Here is an 18,048-nt window from a genome sequence, read left to right as displayed (position 1 = left end):
ATCAACGCCATTCCCGATCGTTGTCGGGTTTTGCGGCGCATGTCGGCCAACGCATATTCCATGCCGATGCGGCAGCGGCGCACAGTGCAGGCGCTGTTACAAGGCGAGCGTCAAACGCCGTGCGGTCACATCGCATCAAGCCGCGCGCGGCGCGTCGGGCGTCGTCGGCCTTGGCATGTGACACGTGGATGAAACACCAATGACGGGCGACGCACGGCAACTGTGTCACGCCGTGACACCACCGATGCGCGGCATGTGGGACATACTGTGTCATGGCCCGATACGAAGCGTGTCCGTCGCGAGGCAGGCTGCATGCGAAGCGGTTCGCGCGATGCGTCGGGCCATCCGCCAGTCGCATGGCGCATCAATTGCAGCGCAACATGAGGCCGAGCGATCGATTCAACATTGCGATCCAACATTTGCGGAGCAGCGATCATGGCAAGCACAGAAAAGGTCTATTCCGACGACGAGATCCAGCAACGTCTCGTCGGTCCGCTACAGCACTGGTATGTCGAGGACGGCTGGTTGCGGCGCAAATACCGCACCGAAGGCTGGAAGGGAACGCTGATGGTGGTAAACGCGGTGGGTCATCTCGCGGAGGCCGCCTGGCATCACCCGGATCTGACGGTCTCCTATGCATTCGTGATCGTGAAGCTCAAGACGCATTCGGCGAAGGGCATCACCGACAAGGACTTCGCGCTCGCCGGCAAGATCGAGTCGTTCATCCAGTGGCAGCCGGCCAGCGAAGGCGGGCCACTGGAAGGCACGCCCACCGACGACCAGCGCTTCCGCTATATCAAGTACGACGCGCCGAAGCCATCGCAGGCGCCGGAAACATCGGAAGGCGGTTGACGCGACGCATCGCGCGGCAGCCTGGTACGCCTTTCGCTTGACGTCCTGCGCCGAGCGTCGCGCCGTGGCGCTCATGGCCGCGCTCGTGGCCACAGTCACAGTCACGGCCACACCAATGGCCGCGTGACGATTCCTCCCGCTCGAGCGCCATCGGGTCACGCATGAACAAGGACACTCGCGATGCAGCTTCACGTTCGCCGCCTTTCGCCTGACGCCACCGTGACGGTCGACGCCCCCGCGCGGCTGCATCTGGGCTTTCTCGATCCGAACGCGTCGCTCGGGCGCGCGTTCGGCAGCGTCGGACTGATGATCGATGGCGGCGGCACTCGCATCGAAGCGCGCTTCGCCGAGCGCGACAGCATTAGCGGCGCGCTATCGGACGCGGAGCGCGAGCGCATCGCCATCTGTCTCGAACGGCTGCATGCCGCGTTCGACCCCACGCCGGTCGCGATCCAGGTCACGCAGATGCCGCGCGCGCACACCGGCCTCGGCTCCGGCACGCAACTCGCGCTTGCGGTCGGCATGGCGTTCGTGCGGCTGCTCGGCCATCTGGCGACGACATCCGAACTGGCGAGCCTGCTCGGCCGTGGCGCGCGTTCGGGAATCGGCGTGCTCGGCTTCGATTCCGGCGGCCTGCTGGTCGACGGCGGGCCGTCCGGCGATTTGCGGCCGGGCGTGCCGCCGCTGCTTGCACGCCAGCCGTTTCCCGAGAACTGGCGCGTGCTGCTCGTCAGCGACACCGCGCGAGAAGGTCTGCACGGCCCCGAAGAACGGCGCGGCCTCGCGGCGCTCGCGCCGTTTCCGCAGCGACTCGCCGCGCATCTGTGCCACCTCGTGCTGATGAAAATCCTGCCGGGCGCCGCCGAACGCAACATCGTGCCGTTCGCGCACGGCCTGACGGAGATGCAGCAGACCATCGGCGAATATTTCGCGCCCGTGCAGGGCGGCGTGTTCACGAGCCCCGGCGTCGAGCGCGCGCTGCGCGCGGTGGCCGCGCAACGCACCGCGGGCATCGGCCAGAGTTCATGGGGTCCGACGGGTTTCGCGATCGTCGGCAGCGCGCGCGACGCCGAAGCCGCGCTCGCCACCGCGCGCGAAGCGACGCGCGGCATGCCGCAGATCGAATGCACGATCGTCGGCGGACGCAATCGCGGCGCCACCGTGCGCTCGAGCGAGGCGCGGCAGCATCACCGCATCGGCGCAGCATGAAGTGCTTTTACTCCGCGCCGCGATTCGTGCACCGGGCGGTTCACGAACGGTCCGCGCGTGCCGGCGATGCCGCAGCACCGCGCGCGACGCGACGCACGTCACGAACTCCCGGACGTCATGAACGCCATCAACGTCACCAGCGCGACGCGCGCCACGACATGCGACTCGCGCAAACAGCATGGCGTACCAGCCCGCGCCTTTTGCGTCACCTCGACGGGAGCGCGGCTTCTCTCGGCCCTTCCCTTGCGCAATCCACGACATCGCCATTGAAACGAGCCCCCTGCCATGTCCGACACCACTGAAAAACCCGCCGAACGGCCGTACATCCTGCACATGCTGACGGCCACGCCGCAGATGAGCCCCTTCGACGTGAACATGGCCGCCGATGCCGGCTACCAGATCATCGTGCCGTACTGCAACGTCGACGCGGGGATGGTGGCGAACCTTACGCAGGACGCGATCTTTTCGCGCGGGCCGAAAGGCGTCGCGCGCACCGGCATCTTCATCGGCGGACGCGACGTGATGCTCGCCGCCGACATGCTCGACAGCGCGCGCCGGGCAATGGTGCCGCCGTTCGAGGTGTCGGTGTTCGCCGACCCGAGCGGCGCGTACACGACCGCCGCCGCGCTCGTCGCGCTCGCCGAGCGGCATCTCGCGAAGGCGTACGGCATGGAACTGGGCGGCAAGCGCGTGCTGATTCTCGGCGGCACCGGCGCGGTCGGGCGCGTGGCGGCGGCGATGGCGGCGTCGCTGGGCGCCGACGTTTGCATCGCCAGCCACACCGACGCGGCGCGCGCCACGCGGGTGAGCGACGAGCTCAATCAGCGCTTCCAGATCGTGACGAAAGGCGTGGGCACGGCGACGTCCGACGAACTGCGCGCCGCGCTCGGCGAGGCCGAGATCGTACTGGCGACGGCTGTCGCCGGCGTGCAGGTGGTGAGCCGCGACGACCTCGCCCACGCGCGCCACCTGCTGATCGCCGCCGATGTCAACGCCGTGCCGCCCGAAGGCATTGCCGGCGTGAACGTGATGAACGACGGCAAGCCGATCGACGGCGTGCCGACTGCGGGCGGCGCGATCGGCATCGGCGCGCTCGCGATCGGCAACGTCAAGTATCAGGTCGAGCACCGGCTCTTCACGCGGATGCGCACGGGCGGCAAGCCCGTGTATTTGAGTTTTCCGCAGGCGTTCGACGAGGCCCGCGCCGTCGCGGCCGGACTCGGTTGAGCGGCGCGCCGTGCGACAGGATCTTGGCATGTCACGCCTGACGGACCACGACAACGACCACAACCACAACCGCGGCGTCGCGCCGTTGCGGGAGCGGCCATGACGGCGCGTACGTCTTCGGCGCGTGCGCCGTTTGTCGCGGTGGCTGGGCTGTCTGCGCGCATGCTCGCGCAGTCCGCGGCGCGCGCGGGCCTGCGCGTCGTCGCGCTCGACCTGTTCGGCGACCGCGACACGCGCGAGGCGTCGGATCTGTGGTTCGACATCGGCGGCGGCCCGTTGTCGATCGACGTCGCGCGGCTCACGGACGCGCTCGCCCGCAGCGCGCGCTTGCCGGGCCTGATCGGCTGGATCGACGGAAGCGGACTCGAGCCGTTCATCGCGCAGTTGTGCAGCACGCCGGGTCTGCCGCGCTTCATCGGCAATTCCGTCGACGCCAGCGCTCAGGTGCGCGATCCGCGGCGCTTTTTTGCGCTGCTCGACGAGCTGGAGATTCCGCATCCGCAGGTTGCGTTCACGCGACCTCGGGAGGCGCACGGCTGGTTGATGAAACGCGCGGATGGCTGCGGCGGGACGCATGTGGAGCCGCTTGCGGCGGTTGCGGCGCGCGACCCGCTCACCCACGACACTCCGCCGCAAGCTTACTTCCAACGCCAAAGCCGCGGCCGCCCGATGTCGGCGCTCTTCGTCGCCGCGCGCGGCGGCGCTCGCGTGATCGGCTTCGCGCAACAACTCACGTGCAGGATGGGCACGCTGCCCTTCGTGCATGCCGGCTCCATCGGTCCGATCGGCTTGCCGCCGGCCGTCGAAATGCGGGTGCGCGCGGCGATCGCCGCACTGTGCGCCCGAGTCGGACTCGTCGGCATCAACAGTTGCGACTTTTTGCTCGACGGCGAGTCGTTCGAAGTGCTCGAGATCAACACGCGTCCGTCGTCGACGATGACGCTCTACGAAACCGCGTCGCCCGAAGCCTGGCCGCGCGGGCTGCTCACCTGTCATATCGACGCGTGCCGCCTCGGCCGCCTGCCCGCCGAGCCCGCGCGCGCGGCCTGCTGCGCCGGCCAGCAGGTGCTGTTCGCGCCGCATCCGTTCACGGCGTCCGAGGCATTCAGCGACGCCTGCCTGCGCGATCCGCGCTGCCGCGACGTGCCGATGCCCGGCACGCGGCTCGAAGCCGGCCAGCCGGTCTGCACGCTGCTCGTGCGCGCAGCGTCCGTGGACGCGGTTCGGCACGCGCTCGACGCGCAGCACACGCTGGTTCTTGAACGAATCGAAACCTGCCATGAGCCCTTCCATGAGCCCGACCGTGCCATCCTCCACTGCCACACCTGACGATAACCGTCCACCGCTGGCAGCCGCGCTGGCAGCCGCGCTCAGCGTCAACGCCCTCAGCGAACGCCTCGTCGCGCGTCTCGTCGACGATGCGCCGCGCTTCGGCGCCGCCGTCAGCCGCACGGAGAACGGCACCGTGCTCGTCGACGCGGGCGTGGCCGCGCCGGGCAGCGTCGCGGCGGGCGTGCTGATCGCGCGCATCTGCATGGGCGGCCTCGGCCACGTGACCGTGCGCGAGAGCCTGGACGCAAGGCCGCTGTGGCCGAGCACGATCGAAGTGCGCACCTCATGGCCCGTGCTCGCCTGCCTCGGCAGCCAATACGCGGGATGGAGCCTCGCCGCCACCAAGGAGCAGACCGGCGGCAAGAAGTTCTTCTCGCTCGGCTCCGGCCCGGCGCGCGCGCTTGCCGTCAAGGAACCGCTCTTCGCGGAACTCGGCTATCGCGACCATCACGACCGGGGCGCACTGGTGCTGGAAGTGGACCGTCTGCCGCCGCAGGTGATCATCGACAAGGTGCTCGCCGACTGCGGTCTCGCGCCCGAGCGGCTCACGCTTGTCACCACGCCGACACACTCTGTCGCGGGAACGGTGCAGGTGGTGGCGCGCGTCGTCGAAGTTGCGCTGCACAAGACGCACGTGCTCGGCGTCGCGCTCGACGAAGTGGTCGAAGCCGGCGGCTCCGCGCCGTTGCCGCCGCCCGCGCCCGACGGCGTTCAGGCGATGGGCCGCACCAACGACGCAATCCTCTACGGCGGCCGCGTGCATCTCACGGTCAGGCACGATGCGGTGGCAAAACGGCTCGCCGCCGAGTTGCCCGCGTCGAACTCGCGCGATCACGGCCGCCCGTTCGCGGACATCTTCACGTCGTTTAACTACGACTTCTATCAGATCGATCCCGCGCTGTTCGCTCCCGCCGAGGTGTGGGTCAGCAGCCTGGAAAGCGGCGCGACGTATCACGGCGGCAGCGTCGACGCGGACCTGCTGCACGCTCAATGGAGCGGCAAGCCATGAGCTTGCCCTTGCCGCTCGCATGCCCCAAAGCGGACGAAAAGGCCGAAAAGGACGACGGCGGCACGAACACGTCAGCCGCGCCGGCCCCGCTGCGCATCGCGATCATGACCGACGAAACCGGCTGGCACACCGGACGCCTGAAAAAAGCGTTTCGCGCGCGCGGCGCCGAGGCGCGCTGTGTCGATCTCGCCGACTGCCGGATCGATACGACATGGCAACCGCACGGGCTCGTGCTGCCCGGCTTCGGCCATGCGCTGCCCGATGCGGTGTTCGTGCGCGGCATCGCCGGCGGCACGTTCGAACAGGTCACGCTGCGGCTCGGCATCCTGCACGCGCTGCGCGAATCGGGCGTGCCGGTCTATAACGACGCGCGCGCGATCGAACGCAGCGTCGACAAGTCGATGACGAGCTTCCTGCTGCATCGCCACGGCGTGCCGACGCCCGCGACGTGGGCGGGCGAATCGGCGGCGTTCGCGCAGCGCGTGCTGATGCGCGAGGCCGCGGCGGGCCGCCAGGTCGTGCTCAAGCCGCTGTTCGGCTCGCAGGGTCATGGGCTCAAGCGGCTGGGCGCGCGCCGCGCGGCGTCTGCGCTGCTCGCGCCGCTGCCTTCGCTGAAACCTTATAGCCAGGTCGCGTATCTGCAGCGTTATATCGACGGCGGCCGCGCCGGCTTCGACTGGCGCGTGCTGGTGATCGGCGCGCGCGCGGTGGCGGCGATGCGCCGCACCGGCGGAAAGGGATGGATTCATAACTTCGCGCAGGGCGCGACGTGCGAGCCCGCCGAACTGGATGCACCGCTCGCGCAAACCGCCGTGCGTGCCGCCGAGGCGCTCGGGCTCGACTATGCGGGCGTCGACCTGATTCCCGATCCGCACGACGCCGCCCGGCCGCTCGTACTCGAAGTGAACGGCGTGGCGGCGTGGCGCGGCCTGCAATCGGTGACGCCGATCGATATTGCGGCTGCGCTCGTCGACGATCTGCTGTTTCGCAAGCTGCCGGCGCAGCGCAGCACGTCCGCGCTTGCCGAAACCGGCGACGCGGCCGTGGTGGCGCTGCATGGGCGTCATGGTTGAGCCGGAATCCGGTCGCGCGGACGAGCCAGGCGGCTCGACGGGCCGCTGGTTGAATCCGGACGCTCATCGCGATGCCGACGCTGCGGCGCATGAGCGCGTGCGCGCTGCGTTCCTGACCGCCTGCCGCCTCGACGTCGACACGCCGAAGCCCGGCAACGTCAGCGTGGACAGCGAAGGACACGGCATGAGCGCCGCGCAGTTCCTCGCGAGCGCCGACGCCGCCGCCGACGCGCTGCTCGCGCGCGGTGCGCCGGTCGGCCAGCGCCTGCTCGACGCGGTGACACGCACGCGCGCGGCCGTCGGCTGCAATACGAATCTCGGCATCCTGCTGCTGGTCGCGCCGCTCGCGGCGGCGCTCGAACAGACTGCGCGTCCGTTGTCGGCGCACGCATGGCAAGCCGCGACCGAACGCGTCCTCGCGCGGCTCGACGTTGACGACGCGCGCCTCGCGTACCGTGCGATCGCGCTGGCAAATCCCGGCGGTCTCGGCGACGCGCCTGAGCAATCGGTGCACGACGCGCCGACGGTCGGCCTGCGCGACGCGATGGCGCTCGCCGCCGCGCGCGACAGCATCGCGCGTCAGTATGCGGAAGGCTTTCGCGACATCTTCGAAACGGGGCTTGGCGCTTTGCGGGAAGTTTATGGCGAGCAAGCGCTGAACGCGGCGCGTGAGGTCACGCTCGCCGCCACCCTAAACACATTCCTCACCTTCCTCAGCACGTGGCCCGACTCGCACATAGTGCGTAAGCACGGCGCGGCCGTGGCGCAGAGTGTCACGCTTGCGGCACGCGAACGGCATGCGCAATGGCGAAGCGCGCTCGCGCAAGCCCGCCTCGGCGCGACCGGCGCATCGCTCGAAACACACCAAGCGCCCGCTGCATTCGACCCACTTCGCGCATGGGACGCCGAACTCAAAGCCGCCGCCATCAACCCCGGCACGAGCGCGGACCTGACCGTGGCGACGCTGTTCGTCGCCCTATGTCTCGACGACGAGAACAACACAAGCAGCACTCACAGCGCACCATAAGCGCCAACCCGCCACGCTCTGGCACGGAACCTGTTAGTGAATGCCATCGTGCATCAACCGCCGCCCGCGACGTTCGCGGACCAGGAACGTCGCGGGCGGCGTGTCAGTCAGTCGGCAAGTCCCCCATTCCACTCATCGGAGGAACAGCATGGCCAAGATCAATCGCGTCCTGATAGGAGAGTCGCTCGTCGGCGACGGCAACGAGGTCGCACACATCGACTTGCTGATGGGACCGCGAGGTTCCGCTGCGGAAACCGCATTCTGCAATGCGCTCACCAACAATAAGGATGGCTTCACATCGCTGCTCGCGGTAGTCGCGCCGAATCTGCTCGCCAAGCCGAACACGATTCTCTTCAACAAGGTGACCATCAAGGGCGCGAAGCAGGCCGTGCAGATGTTCGGTCCGGCGCAGCATGCGGTCGCGCTCGCCGTCGCGGACAGCGTCGAGGACGGCACGATCCCGGCCGACGAAGCCGACGACCTGTTCCTGTGCGTCGGCGTCTTCATTCACTGGCAGGCGGAGGACGACAAGAAAATTCAGGAGTACAACTATAAGGCCACGCGCGAGGCGATCCAGCGCGCGGTGAGAGGCGAACCGACTGCTGCCGAAGTGGTACAGAAGAAGAGCAGCGTCGCCCATCCGTTTGCACCCAACTGATCGATGGCTCGGGGTCCGCGCGCACGCCGCCGCACAGCGCTGCCGCGCGGACCTTCGCAGTGCGCCACGGTGCAATTGCTTTGAAGAGGCATGAGATGACCCTACGATGTCGCGCGCTGGCGGCGTGTGCCTGCATCGCGCTCGCCGCCCCGCTCGCCTGGGCGGACGGCGACGCGCCCAAAGCGGCTGGCCCGGCGGGAGGCTACAACTACCCGACGACAGGCCGCGTCGAATACGTGCTCGCGTGCATGGACGACAACGGACACGATTTCGCCAACGTCTACAAATGCTCGTGCGTGATCGACAGAATGGCGACCGCGCTGCCCTACGACGAGTTCGTCGATCAATCCACGTTTTCCCGATATGCGTCGCTGGGCGGCGAAGGCGGCGCGGAGTTTCGCGTCGACCATGCGAAGGCGCAGACGAAGAAATTCCGCGCGCTGCAGGCCGACGCTTATCGTAGCTGCGGGCTCAGCACCGACAAGACGGCGGCTTCGAAGTAGAAGAATCGCGGGCACGCGGCCCGCGCCACGTTCGCCACAGTGTGCGCTACCGAACCGGCCATGCCATTGCATGCGGTTCGGCTGCGCGTCAATTCGGAATCAGCCCCGCGCCTAGCGACGCATAATCCGCGAGACCGCCTTGCGCAGCCGCCGGCTTCGGCATGTCGCTGCGCTGCCGTTCGATCTGCACGCCGACCGCCGCGACGTCGTCGAATTTGGCCGGCTTGGCAAGCGCCACGCGTACCCAGTGTGCGCCGAAATCGTTGATGAGCAGGCGCGCCACCGCTTCGGCCAGCGCCTCCAGCAGACGCACGCCGTGCGATTCCAGCAGCGCATGCAACGCCGCGCGCACCGCCGCATAGTTGATGGTGTCCTCGATACGATCGGTGGCGCACGCGCGCAGCGCGGGTACGCCGATCGCCAGATTCATGCGCACGGGTTGCGGCACGTGCAGCTCGCTGCTGTCGATTCCTATAATGGTCTGACCGATAAAGTTTTCGATGAACACGACGTCCATGCGTCCCGCCGGCGGCGCTTCGGAAGGCGCGCCCCACGGCGCGCTCGCGCGCGGCGCGGCGGTGTCGGCGGTCGAAGCGGCCGAGGCGGCGATTGGGAAGCTCGCGAGGCGAGCGATGTCGATACGGTCCATGGTGTACTCCGCCGCCTAGCGGCAACAAGTTAAATGACGCAACCCGGGTAAACGCAAGTAGTACAGGATGAGCCGCGCGCGCAGCACGGTGCGGCGTGCATTGATTAAAAGCAAAAAGCGGGCGCAGCCTGTACTATTGATGCGACTTCGTATTGAACACGAACGACATCGGGCGTAGAGTTTTAAGCCAACGCCTGACAACGGTCGCAGGCAGCACCAGTAGCAGCATCCATAGCAGCACCCGTAACAGGCGAATTACTCACTGCGCATACGGACCCAGAAGCCGCGGCGCGAGGGGATGACATTATCGATAAAGCGGTACACGTAGACGCGCAACGCGAAGTCCAGGCGAACAGCAATACGCAGGGCAACGCAGGGCGCGCATGAATGTGCCGCAACGGAGACGAACCCCATGTCGTTGCTCGCTGACAGCTCCATGCACGTCCGTGAAATTCTCAACGTCGTCAATCATCAGTTGGCGACGCGGCCGACGAGCGAGCCCGTCGCTCAATCGTGGGCACGCTGCGTCAATGAATTCCAGCTCGATCCTTCCCGTTTCGTCACGCCGCCCATCCTGACGGAGTACGAACTAAGCTCGCGCCGCGAGGCGATGGGCGATCTGATCGCGTGTTCGAAGCTGGAAATGACCACGCTCTATCAGCAGTTGGCCGACCCCGAACTCGCGGTGGTGCTGGTCGACGCGGGCGGCGTGATCGTGCATCAGGTTTCGTCGGTGCCGTTTGCAGAAGCCGTCGCTTCGGACGGCTTTCGCGTCGGCGCGCTGTGGAGCGAGCGCGAAGCGGGCACCAACGGAATGGGCACGTGTCTCGCCGAGCGCGACTGCATCGCGGTGTGCCAGCACGAACATTTCTATCCGCGCTATACGTCGCTCACCTGCTCCGCCGCGCCGATCTTCGACGACAGCGGCGAGATCGCCGGCGTGCTCGACGTGACGAGCCGCTCCAAACTGTTGCAACAGCACTCGCTGGTGCTCGTCGGCATGTCGCGGCAGATGATCGAAAACCGTCTGATCGACGCGCGCTACCGGCACGCGAACATGATCCACTTTCATAGCCGGCCGGAATTCGTCGGCACGCTGCACGGCGGCAAGCTCGCGGTCGCGGACGACAGCACCGTGCTCGCCGCAAACCGCAGCGCGCTTTTCCAGCTCGGCTTCCGCTCGCTTGGCGAATTGCGCGGACGGCGCATCGAAGAGGCGTTCAATGCATCGCTCGAGGACATGATCGCGCGCAGCATTCGCGGCTCGTTCCATCCGGTCACCGTGTACAGCGCCAACGCGACCAATCGTTTCTTCCTGATCGCACAGGCCGCGCAAAACGCCTCGGGCCGCGGCGCGCGCGTCGCGGTGGCGGGTCCGGCATCGGCGTCGGGATCGGCGCCGCGCGCGAGCGCTTCGGACAAGCGGCCGCCGCCGGCGCGGCTCGACGAAATCGCGCACCTGGAATTCGGCGACCCGCGCATGGCCTCGCAGATTCAGCTCGGCGCGCGCGTCGTGCAACGCAAGATCCCGATCATCCTCAGAGGACAAACCGGAACCGGCAAGGAAGTCTTCGCGCAGGCGCTGCACAGCATCAGCCCGCATTCGTCGGGGCCGTTCGTCCCGGTGAATTGCGCGTCGCTGCCGGAGAACCTGATCGAAAGCGAACTGTTCGGCTATCGGGCCGGCGCGTTCACCGGCGCTCAGCGCGAAGGACGGCGCGGCAAGATCGTGCAGGCCAATGGCGGCACACTCTTTCTCGACGAGATCGGCGACATGCCGCTTGCGTTGCAGGCGCGGCTTCTGCGCGTGATAGAAGAACACGAGGTCACGCCGCTCGGCGCCGAGACCACCGTGAAGGTCAATTTCCAGTTGATCAGCGCGAGTCACCGCAATCTGCTCGAACTCGTGCACAGCGGGCAATTCCGCGAGGATCTGTATTACCGGCTCAAAGGCGTCGAGCTGAATCTGCCGCCGCTCGCGGAGCGCGTCGACAAGCTGCCGCTGATTCATCATCTGCTCGCGGCCGAGACCGACGACGATCCGCCGGAGCTGACGCGGGAAGCCGAGCAGGCGTTGCTGAGCTATGCATGGCCCGGCAACATCCGCCAGTTGCGGCATGTATTGCAAATGGCGATCGCGCTGTGCGACGGACAACCGATCCGCTGCGAGGACCTGCCCGTCGAAGTCACGCAGCGCGAACCGGAGGTGGCGTCGCCCGCCGCGCCACAGGCGGCGGCGCAGCCCGCCCCGCATGCAGACGACGACCCGGACCTTTCCGCGCTGAACGCGATTCAGTTGAACGAACGCGAGACGGTTCTTGCAATGCTCGAGGAAAACCGCTGGAACGTGAGCAACGTCGCCAAGGCGCTCGGCATCAGCCGCAATACGCTGTACCGGAAGATGCGGCGGCTGCAGATCCGTCTGTCGCACGACGGCTCGGGCAGCGACGGCCTGGAAACCGACGACGCGGCCGACGAACTCACCTCCGATGCGGCCACGCCCGAAGGCTCGCCGGGCGATGCCGCGCATCGCGCCCATGACGCATGAGCCAGGCGCCGGCTCGTCATCTCGCGGACTTCAAGCCCGATGCGCGCTTTGCGTGGTGCGTGACCGGCTCGGGCCATCTGCTCGAGGAGTCGATCGAGCTCGCGCTCGCCTTGCCGCGCACCGACCTCTTTCTCTCGGCCGCCGCCGAGGAAGTGCTGCCGCTCTACGGCTGGACGCTGCCGCGACTGCGTGAGCGCTTCAACGTGTTCCGCGACAAGAGCGCGAGCGGCGTGCCGGTTGGCATGCTGTATCACGGGATGTATCACACTGTGATCATTGCGCCGGCCACCAGCAACACGGTGGCCAAGTGCGCGTTCGGCATCTCCGATACGCTGCCGACCAACATGTACGCTCAGGCGGGTAAGCAGTGCATTCCGGGCATCGTCTTTGCATGCGATACCGAGCCGACCGTGGTCACGCAAAGCCCTAACGAATGGGTCGAACTGCGGCCGCGGGCGATCGAGCTCGACAATGTGGAGCGGCTATCGCGCTTCGAATATACGACGGTGGTGCGCTCGCTCGATGAGTTGAAGGCGGCGCTGGATCAACGGGTCGCGATGCTCGATCTTGCATGAAAGCATTCTCACGCTAAAAACCTGCCCGGCGGCTCGGCGCGTACTGACATGGACCACATCCTCTTCCTGACAGGCCGGCTCGCCGAAAAGAGCCTCGTGCGCGTGCTCGAAAGCATGGCGCCGACGCCGTTCAGTTGGGAAATCCGCGAAATCGGTTTGCAGGTTGCGGCGCTGATGACGGCCGACATGATCCGCCGACGCGTGCCCGCGCCGCTCGCCGCGCAACGCGTGATCGTGCCGGGGCGCTGCCGTGGCGATCTCGCCGCGCTGAGCGAACACTACGGCGTGCCGTTCGAACGCGGACCGGAAGAAGTGAAAGACCTGCCGCAATTCTTCGGCCGCGAGGCGAAACCCGTCGACCTGTCGCGCTACGAGACCGAGATTTTCGCGGAGATCGTCGATGCGCCGCGCCTCGATCTCGACGGCATCGCCGCGCGCGCACGCGACTACGCGGCGCAGGGGGCGGATGTGATCGACATCGGCTGTCTGCCGGAAACGCCGTTTCCGCATCTCGAGGATGCGGTGCGCCGTTTGAAAGCCGAAGGCTATCGGGTGAGCGTCGATTCGATGCGCACCGACGAGTTGCTGCGCGGCGGCCGGGCGGGCGCGGACTATCTAATGAGCCTGAACCTCGACACGCTATGGATCGCCGACGAAGTGCCGTCCACGCCGATCCTCGTCGCGCGCGATCCGGGCGACCCCGCTTCGCTCGACGCAGCCATCGAACTTTTAACCGCGCGAGGCCGCGCGTTTCTCGCCGATCCGATTCTGGATCCGATTCCGTTCGGTCTCGCGACGTCGATTGCACGCTATGTCAGGCTGCGCGAGCGCTATCCGGACGTGGCCATCATGATGGGCATCGGCAACGTAACGGAGTTGACCGAAGCGGACACGAGCGGCATCAACGCGGTATTGCTCGGCATGGCCGCGGAGCTTCGCGTGAGGGCCGTGCTCACCACGTCCGTGAGCCTGCATGCGCGGCGTGCGGTGCGCGAAGCCGACGTTGCGCGCCGCGTGATGCACGCCGCACGGGAAGCGCACATGCTGCCCAAAGGCATCAACGGCGATCTCGCGACCGTTCACGCAAAGCGCCCTTTCCCCTATAGCGCGGCGGAAATCGACGAATTCGCGCGCGATGTTCGCGATCCTAACTTTCGTGTGCAGGTCAGCGACGAAGGTATTCACGTCTATAACCGCGACGGTCATCTCAAAGCCGGCGATCCGTTCGCGCTCTATCCCGACCTGCACCTCGAAGCCGACGGCGGCCACGCGTTCTATATGGGCGTACAGTTGGCGCGCGCCGAGATTGCGTGGCGTCTCGGCAAGCGCTTCGATCAGGACCAGCCGCTCGATTGGGGTTGCGCCGTCGAGCGGCCGGAACAGGATCTGTCGGCATGGTGCGCGCCTGGCGAGACGATGAAAAAACGCTGACGCCATTCGGTTCGATTTCTCCCAAACCGAACAGCCGCCCGAGTCTTTCAGCGCACTTCCGCCAAAGCCCTTTCGTCCGATTCGCTCACTTGCGCAAGTTCGCCGCGCATGTCGCTGATCGCCCGCGCATAGTCGTCCGCGCCGAACACCGCCGAACCGGCCACGAACACATCGGCGCCCGCCGCCGCAATCTGCGCGATGTTCGACGCCTTCACTCCGCCATCCACTTCGATCAGCAACGGACGACCCGTGCGCTGCATCGTCGCGTCCACGCGCTCGCGCAGCATGCGCAACTTCGCGAGCGTCTCGGGTATAAACGCCTGGCCGCCAAAGCCGGGGTTCACGGACATCACGAGCACCACGTCGAGCCGTTCGATCACATGATCGAGCACCGCGAGCGGCGTGGCCGGATTCAGCGCGAGTCCGACGCGCGCGCCCTGCGTCTTGATGAGTTCGATCGTCCGGTGCACATGCAGCGACGCTTCCGGATGAAAACTGATCGTGTTCGCGCCCGCTTCCGCAAAGGCGATGACAAGCGGATCGACCGGCATCGTCATCAGATGCACGTCGATCGGCACGCGCGTATGCGGCCGGATCGCCGCGCACACGAGCGGCCCGACCGTCAGATTCGGCACGTAATGGTTGTCCATTACGTCGAGATGAACCCAGTCCGCGCCGGCCACGGTGACGTCGCGAATCTCGTCGGCGAGACGCGCAAAATCCGCGGACAGCAGCGAAGGAGCAATCAGAAAATCACGCATGATGTCTCCTTGCGTTCAGTGATAACGGCGCGCCATTGCCTCGAGCGGCAACGGCTTGATGCGCGGCGCCTGCCCGGCGCAACCGAACGCCTCGAAGCGCTCGACGCAAATGCCGCGCGCCGCCGCCGTCGCCGCCTTCAACGCGGCCCGCGGATCGAATTCGCCGCGCGCGTTCGCCATCGACTTGCGCATCGCGCCGCTCATCGCGAGCCGGATGTCGGTGTCGATATTCACCTTGCGCACACCGTGCGCAATGCCGCGCTGAATTTCCTCGACGGGCACGCCATACGTTGTCGGAATGTCGCCGCCATATTCGCGGATCACCGCAAGCCATTCCTGCGGCACCGACGACGACCCATGCATCACGAGATGCGTATTCGGAATGCGCTCATGGATCTGCACGATGCGGTCGATCGCGAGAATATCGCCGGTGGGCTGGCGGCTGAATTTATACGCGCCGTGCGATGTGCCGATTGCGATGGCGAGCGCATCGACGCCGGTTGCATCGACGAAAATTTGCGCTTCGCTCGGGTCGGTCAGCAGAGTGTCGCGCGTGAGCTGGCCTTGCGCGCCGACGCCATCCTCGTCGCCGGCCGTGCCCGTTTCGAGCGAACCTAAGCAACCCAGTTCCCCTTCAACGGAAACGCCGACCGCATGCGCCGCCTCGACCACCCGGCGGCTCACGTCGACGTTGTAGTCATACGCGGCGGGCGTTTTCTGATCGGGCAGCAGCGAGCCGTCCATCATCACCGATGTAAAGCCCGAGCGGATTGCCTGCTGACACACGGCCGGACTCGCGCCGTGATCCTGATGCAGCACGAGCGGAATGTCGGGATGCGCCTCGAGCGCGGCGAGCACCAGATGACGCAGATACGGCTCGCCCGCATACTTTCGCGCGCCCGCCGACGCCTGCAGGATCACCGGGCTCGCGGTTTCCTCCGCGGCCTGCATGATCGCGTGAATCTGCTCCATGTTGTTGACGTTGAACGCGGGCACGCCGTAGCCGTGTTCGGCCGCGTGATCCAGTAGTTGACGCAGTGCGATGAAGGCCATTGCAAACTCCTCGGGAACGAATCATTGGATTCTGTTGTGCCGCTCGTGCGAAGCGAAGCGCTGCACGACGCGGCGCGCTTCGTCGGCCACGGCTTGCGCGGTCAGCGCGAAATGTTCGAACAGCGCCGCAGCGGGCGCGGATTCGCCGAAGCTGTCGATACCCACGACGCCGCCTTCAAGGCCCACGTACTGCCGCCAGAATGCGCGCACGCCGGCTTCGACGGCGACGCGCGGCACGCCCGGCGGCAGCACCGCTTCGCGCCATGCATCCGGCTGCCGGTCGAATACGCTGGTCGACGGCATGGAGACGACGCGTGCGGCGATGCCCGCTTCGGCGAGCAGCGCGAGCGAATCGAGCGCGAGCGATACTTCGGAACCCGTAGCAATTAGCACGACGCGCGCTTGCGCATTACCCTCCGGCCAATCGCGCAACACATAACCGCCCCGCTCGACTGCGTCGATCTGTTCGCTGCCGCGCGCGACGAACGGAAGGTTCTGCCGGCTCAGCAGCAGGCACGTCGGCCCATTGCGTTCGATCGCGCTGGCCCACGCGCGCGCGGTTTCGACCGTATCGCACGGTCGCCAGACGTCGAGCCCCGGAATGAGCCGCAAGCTCGCCGCGTGCTCGACCGACTGATGCGTCGGCCCGTCTTCGCCGAGCCCGATCGAATCGTGCGTGAACACGAATATCGAGCGTGTCTTCATCAACGCGGCCATGCGCAGCGCGTTGCGCGAGTAGTCGGAAAACGTGAGAAACGTGCCGCCGAACGCAATCTGCCCGCGATGCAGCGCGATACCGTTGATCACCGCGCTCATGCCGAACTCGCGCACGCCGTAGTGCAGATAGTTGCCTCCGCGCAGGCCGTCTTCGTCCGCGTGGATGTCCACCGCCGCCTGCCAGTTGGTCAGATTCGAGCCTGTCAGATCCGCCGAGCCGCCGAGCAATTCCGGCAGCGCGCGAGCCAGCACGGCAATGGTCTGCTGCGAAGCCTTGCGCGTCGCGATGGTTTGCGCCGCGCTGTCGGCGTCGCGCAGCATCGCGCGAACGGCATCGTGCCAATGCGCGGGCAGCCTGCCTTGCGTCCTGCGCTCGAATTCGGCGGCTTCATGCGGATAGTGATTGCGATACGCTTCGAAGCGGCGTCTCCAGTCGGCTTCGGCCGCCTCGCCGCGAGCGCGCGCATCCCACTGCGAGCGAGCCTCCTCGGGCACGACGAACGGCGGATACGGCCAGCCGAGCGCGCGCCGCGTATTCGCGACTTCGTCGGCGCCGAGCGGCGCGCCATGCACATCGTGCGTGCCCGCTTTGCCAGGCGAGCCTCTGCCGATCACCGTGCGGCAGCAGATCAGCGTGGGCCGGCCGGCTGCATGCGCGTCTTGCAGCGCGCGGTCGACCGCGTCCGCATCGTGACCGTCGACGTCGCGCACCACCTGCCAGCCGTAAGCGGCAATGCGCGCGGGCGTGTCGTCGTTGAACCACTGCGCGACATGGCCATCGATGGAGATGCCGTTGTCGTCATAGAGCACCGTGAGCTTGTCGAGCTTCAGCGTGCCCGCAAGCGATGCCGCTTCGTGCGAGATGCCTTCCATCAGGCAGCCGTCGCCGGCGAATACATAGGTACGATGATCGACAATCGTATGGCCGGGCCGGTTGAACTCGCGCGCGAGCAGCGCCTCGGCGAGCGCCATGCCGACCGCGTTGGCGAGGCCCTGGCCAAGTGGACCAGTGGTGGTCTCGACACCAGGCGTCACGCCCACTTCGGGATGCCCCGGCGTTTTGCTGTGCAATTGACGAAAGCGTTTCAGTTCGTCTATCGGCAGATCGTAGCCGGTGAGATGCAGCAGCCCGTACAACAGCATCGAACCATGTCCGTTTGACAGCACGAAGCGGTCGCGGTCGGGCCATGCCGGATTGCGCGGATTGTGTTTCAGATGCCGGTCCCACAACGCAACGGCGATCTCGGCCATGCCGAGCGGCATGCCGGGGTGACCCGACTTCGCCGCTTCGACAGCGTCGATGGCGAGCATGCGCAGCGCGTCGGCCATCAGGCGGGTTTCAGGTAATGCAAGCGATTCTGCGACGGCGCTCATCGAATGTCTCCTTGGAACAGCAAGCCGGTGTTTCGCGTCGGGTCTTTGCG

The 18,048-nt window shown here is 66.8% G+C and carries 16 protein-coding genes; 12 read left to right on the top strand and 4 right to left on the bottom strand.

The window, feature by feature from the left end; genetic code table 11:
• Positions 1-435: 435 nt before the first annotated feature.
• The 9 genes from P0D87_RS03640 (at position 436) to P0D87_RS03600 (ending at position 8,890) form a co-directional block, all read left to right on the top strand.
• Complete coding sequence (locus P0D87_RS03640; protein WP_053859321.1) at positions 436-852, top strand: 4a-hydroxytetrahydrobiopterin dehydratase; 417 nt, start codon at positions 436-438, stop codon at positions 850-852.
• Between the two features lie 180 nt (positions 853-1,032).
• A complete protein-coding gene (locus tag P0D87_RS03635; protein WP_053859322.1) occupies positions 1,033-2,061 on the top strand; it encodes a beta-ribofuranosylaminobenzene 5'-phosphate synthase family protein in 1,029 nt (342 codons plus the stop codon).
• A 285-nt stretch (positions 2,062-2,346) separates the two neighbouring features.
• Positions 2,347-3,288, top strand: coding sequence for an NAD(P)-dependent methylenetetrahydromethanopterin dehydrogenase (locus P0D87_RS03630; protein WP_006046609.1), 942 nt, complete (start codon positions 2,347-2,349; stop codon positions 3,286-3,288).
• Between the two features lie 99 nt (positions 3,289-3,387).
• Complete coding sequence (locus P0D87_RS03625; RefSeq protein ID WP_053859323.1) at positions 3,388-4,617, top strand: ATP-grasp domain-containing protein; 1,230 nt, start codon at positions 3,388-3,390, stop codon at positions 4,615-4,617.
• On the top strand, positions 4,580-5,629 hold the full coding sequence (mch, locus tag P0D87_RS03620; RefSeq protein WP_006046607.1) for a methenyltetrahydromethanopterin cyclohydrolase: 1,050 nt from the start codon (positions 4,580-4,582) through the stop codon (positions 5,627-5,629). The genes P0D87_RS03625 and mch overlap by 38 nt, the downstream gene beginning before the upstream one ends.
• Positions 5,626-6,702 carry an ATP-grasp domain-containing protein gene (locus P0D87_RS03615; protein WP_053859324.1) on the top strand — a complete coding sequence of 359 codons (1,077 nt, stop codon included), beginning with the start codon at positions 5,626-5,628 and terminating at the stop codon, positions 6,700-6,702. Before mch ends, P0D87_RS03615 begins: the two co-directional genes overlap by 4 nt.
• Entirely contained in the window at positions 6,686-7,729 is a 1,044-nt protein-coding gene (locus tag P0D87_RS03610) for a triphosphoribosyl-dephospho-CoA synthase (RefSeq protein ID WP_321175864.1), read from the top strand. Before P0D87_RS03615 ends, P0D87_RS03610 begins: the two co-directional genes overlap by 17 nt.
• A 148-nt stretch (positions 7,730-7,877) precedes the next feature.
• Positions 7,878-8,387: a formaldehyde-activating enzyme gene (fae, locus tag P0D87_RS03605; protein WP_006046604.1), complete on the top strand. Its 510-nt coding sequence runs from the start codon at positions 7,878-7,880 to the stop codon at positions 8,385-8,387.
• 95 nt (positions 8,388-8,482) lie between these two features.
• On the top strand, positions 8,483-8,890 hold the full coding sequence (locus tag P0D87_RS03600) for a hypothetical protein (protein WP_053859325.1): 408 nt from the start codon (positions 8,483-8,485) through the stop codon (positions 8,888-8,890).
• 88 nt (positions 8,891-8,978) lie between these two features.
• Here the strand turns inward: P0D87_RS03600 and P0D87_RS03595 are convergent, their stop codons facing one another.
• Positions 8,979-9,539, bottom strand: a complete 561-nt coding sequence (locus P0D87_RS03595) for a dihydroneopterin aldolase (RefSeq protein ID WP_053859326.1) — start codon at positions 9,537-9,539, stop codon at positions 8,979-8,981.
• Between the two features lie 412 nt (positions 9,540-9,951).
• On the opposite strand from P0D87_RS03595, the gene P0D87_RS03590 reads away from it, so the two are divergent.
• The 3 genes from P0D87_RS03590 to P0D87_RS03580 are packed head-to-tail and all read left to right on the top strand — an operon-like array spanning position 9,952 to position 14,093.
• A complete protein-coding gene (locus P0D87_RS03590; RefSeq protein ID WP_053859327.1) occupies positions 9,952-12,087 on the top strand; it encodes a sigma-54-dependent Fis family transcriptional regulator in 2,136 nt (711 codons plus the stop codon).
• Positions 12,084-12,662 carry a flavoprotein gene (locus P0D87_RS03585; protein WP_053859328.1) on the top strand — a complete coding sequence of 193 codons (579 nt, stop codon included), beginning with the start codon at positions 12,084-12,086 and terminating at the stop codon, positions 12,660-12,662. The genes P0D87_RS03590 and P0D87_RS03585 overlap by 4 nt, the downstream gene beginning before the upstream one ends.
• Positions 12,663-12,710: 48 nt before the next feature.
• The gene (locus P0D87_RS03580) at positions 12,711-14,093 is read left to right on the top strand and encodes a DUF6513 domain-containing protein (protein ID WP_053859329.1); all 1,383 of its coding nucleotides are present in this window, start codon (positions 12,711-12,713) and stop codon (positions 14,091-14,093) included.
• Positions 14,094-14,140: 47 nt separating this feature from the next.
• On the opposite strand, the gene rpe is transcribed toward P0D87_RS03580, so the two are convergent.
• The 3 genes from rpe to tkt are packed head-to-tail and all read right to left on the bottom strand — an operon-like array spanning position 14,141 to position 17,998.
• Positions 14,141-14,854 (bottom strand): ribulose-phosphate 3-epimerase, encoded by a 714-nt coding sequence (rpe, locus tag P0D87_RS03575; RefSeq protein ID WP_053859330.1) that lies wholly within the window; start codon positions 14,852-14,854, stop codon positions 14,141-14,143.
• Between the two features lie 15 nt (positions 14,855-14,869).
• The gene (fba, locus tag P0D87_RS03570; RefSeq protein ID WP_171799978.1) at positions 14,870-15,907 is read right to left on the bottom strand and encodes a class II fructose-bisphosphate aldolase; all 1,038 of its coding nucleotides are present in this window, start codon (positions 15,905-15,907) and stop codon (positions 14,870-14,872) included.
• A gap of 21 nt (positions 15,908-15,928) precedes the next feature.
• Complete coding sequence (gene tkt / locus P0D87_RS03565; protein WP_053859332.1) at positions 15,929-17,998, bottom strand: transketolase; 2,070 nt, start codon at positions 17,996-17,998, stop codon at positions 15,929-15,931.
• Positions 17,999-18,048: the final 50 nt, after the last annotated feature.

Origin of the sequence: Paraburkholderia sp. RL17-368-BIF-A (assembly GCF_046054045.1) — a bacterium.
Lineage (GTDB): Bacteria > Pseudomonadota > Gammaproteobacteria > Burkholderiales > Burkholderiaceae > Paraburkholderia > Paraburkholderia graminis.
Note: the sequence above shows the minus strand (reverse complement) of the source record. Positions and strands in the feature narration are given on the sequence as shown.